We start from the raw sequence: 2,954 nt of genomic DNA, 5'->3' as shown, positions 1-2,954 counted from the left end.
ACCATCAAGGCTGGAGAAACTGTTGGCACCGTAACCGTGCCTGCGCCTACCGATGACGTGTTCATCGACAAGAGCACCCAGACCGTCCAGATCACCGAAACCATCGGCGGCAACTTCGAAAAACTCGAAGTTGCCGGTAATGGTGCAACCACGACGATCAACGACACCATCGACAAGGTCGATGTAGTCCTGACCGCCACTACCACCGTCGGCGAAGGCGGCAACATCGTTTACACCGCCAGCCTTGTGGATAAGAACGGCGCAGCGGTGACTAACATCACCAATCCGTTGACCGTCACCTTGGATAATGGCCAGACCATCACCATCGGTGTAAACCAGACTAGCGGTAGCGTTTCGGTTCTTGCTCCTGATGATGTGTACAAAGGCGACCAGACCGTCACTACCGCCATCAAAGGCGTGACCGGCGGCGAGCACTTTGAAAATCTGGTTCCAGGTACTACCCCGGTTAATACCACCGTTACGGATACACCAGGCACTGACAACACCACTACGGTGACGCTGACCGCTCCGGCCGAGGCAAACGAAGGTGGGCAGATCACGTACACCGCCACGCTTTCCAACAAAGCGGGCACTGATGTAACGCTGAAGCTGGATAACGGCTCGTCGATCACCATCAAAGCCGGCGAAACCGTCGGCACCGTAACTGTGCCTGCACCTACCGATGATGTGTTCATCGATAAGAGCACCCAGACCGTCCAGATCACCGAAACCGCTGGCGGCAACTTCGAAAAACTGGAAGTTGCAGGCAGCGGCGCAACCACCACCATCAACGACACCATCGACAAAGTCGATGTGGTTCTGACCGCCACCAACACCGTTGGCGAAGGCGGCAACATCGTTTACACCGCCAGCCTTGTGGATAAGAACGGCGCGCCGGTGACCAACATCACCAATCCGTTGACCGTGACTTTGGACAATGGCAAGACCATCACCATCGGTGTGAATCAGTCGAGTGGCTCTATCACCACCATCGCGCCGGATGATGTTTACAAGGGCGATCAAACTGTCACTACCGCCATCAAAGGCGTGACCGGCGGCGAGCATTTCGAGAACCTGGTGCCTGGTACTACCGCGGTGAACACCACCGTTACGGACACACCGGGTACCGATAACACCACCACCGTTACGCTGACAGCGCCAAGTGCCGTTAACGAAGGTGGCCAGATCACCTACACCGCGACCTTGAGCAACAAGGCCGGTACTGACGTCACCTTGAAGCTGGATAACGGCTCGTCGATCACTATCAAAGCTGGCGAGACCGTCGGTACTGTGACCGTGCCCGCCCCTACTGATGACGTGTTCATCGACAAGAGCACGCAGACCGTTCAGATCACCGAGACCACTGGTGGCAACTTCGAAAAACTGGAAGTCGCAGGTAATGGCGCAACCACCACGATCAACGACACCATCGACAAGGTCGATGTAGTCCTGACCGCCACTACCACCGTCGGCGAAGGCGGCAACATCGTTTACACCGCCAGCCTTGTGGATAAGAACGGCGCACCGGTGACTAACATCACCAATCCGCTGATCGTGACTTTGGATAACGGCCAGACCATCACCATTGGCGTAAACCAGGCTAGCGGTAGCGTTTCGGTTCTGGCTCCTGATGATGTGTATAAGGGCGACCAGACCGTCACTACTGCTATCAAAGGCGTAACCGGCGGCGAACACTTTGAAAATCTGGTCCCAGGTACCGATAACGTCACCACAACTGTGACTGATACACCGGGTACCGATAACACCACTACCGTGACGCTGACGGCTCCAACCGAGGCGAGCGAAGGTGGTCAGATTACGTACACCGCGACCTTGAGCAACAAGGCCGGTACTGACGTCACCTTGAAGCTGGATAACGGCTCGTCGATCACGATCAAGGCTGGCGACACTGTTGGCACCGTAACCGTGCCTGCCCCTACCGATGACGTGTTTATCGATAAGAGCACTCAGACCGTCAAGATCACCGAAACCACTGGCGGCAATTTCGAAAAACTCGAAGTTGCGGGCAACGGTGCGACCACCACGATCAACGACACGATCGACAAAGTTGATGTGGTCCTGACCGCCACTACCACCGTTGGCGAAGGCGGCAATATCGTTTACACCGCCAGCCTTGTGGATAAGAACGGCGTACCAGTGACTAACATCACCAATCCGCTGACCGTCACCTTGGATAACGGCCAGACCATCACCATCGGCGTAAACCAGACTAGCGGTAGCGTTTCGGTTCTGGCTCCTGATGATGTCTATAAAGGCGATCAAACCGTCACCACCGCTATCAAGGGTGTGACCGGCGGCGAGCATTTCGAGAATCTGGTCCCTGGCACTACCGCGGTGAACACCACCGTTACTGATACACCAGGCACCGATAACACCACTACCGTAACGCTGACAGCTCCGACCGAAACGAATGAGGGTGGCCAGATCACCTACACCGCGACCTTGAGCAACAAGGCCGGCACCGACGTCACGCTGAAGCTGGATAACGGCTCGTCGATCACCATCAAAGCCGGCGAAACCGTCGGCACCGTAACTGTGCCGGCACCTACCGATGACGTGTTCATCGATAAGAGCACCCAGACCGTCCAGATCACCGAAACCGCTGGCGGCAACTTCGAAAAACTGGAAGTCGCAGGCAGCGGCGCAACGACCACGATCAACGACACCATCGACAAGGTCGATGTAGTCCTGACGGCCACCACCACCGTTGGTGAAGGCGGCAACATCGTCTACACCGCTAGCCTTGTGGATAAAAACGGTGCGCCGGTGACTAACATCACCAACCCGTTGACCGTCACCTTGGACAATGGCGAGACCATCACCATTGGTGTGAATCAGTCGAGCAGTAGCGTTTCGGTTCTTGCTCCTGATGACGTGTACAAGGGCGACCAAACTGTCACCACCGCCATCAAAGGCGTAACCGGCGGCGAGCA

General features: G+C 56.2%; 1 protein-coding gene. It reads left to right on the top strand.

Features of this window, described 5'->3' with window-relative positions:
• Window positions 1-36: 36 nt before the first annotated feature.
• Window positions 37-2,954, top strand: a 2,918-nt coding sequence (locus BOP96_RS29045) for an immunoglobulin-like domain-containing protein (protein WP_373420037.1), incomplete at its 3' end; no start/stop codon positions are given.

Origin of the sequence: Pseudomonas sp. FSL W5-0203, from assembly GCF_001896155.1 — a bacterium.
GTDB lineage: Bacteria > Pseudomonadota > Gammaproteobacteria > Pseudomonadales > Pseudomonadaceae > Aquipseudomonas > Aquipseudomonas paracarnis.
Note: the sequence above shows the minus strand (reverse complement) of the source record. Positions and strands in the feature narration are given on the sequence as shown.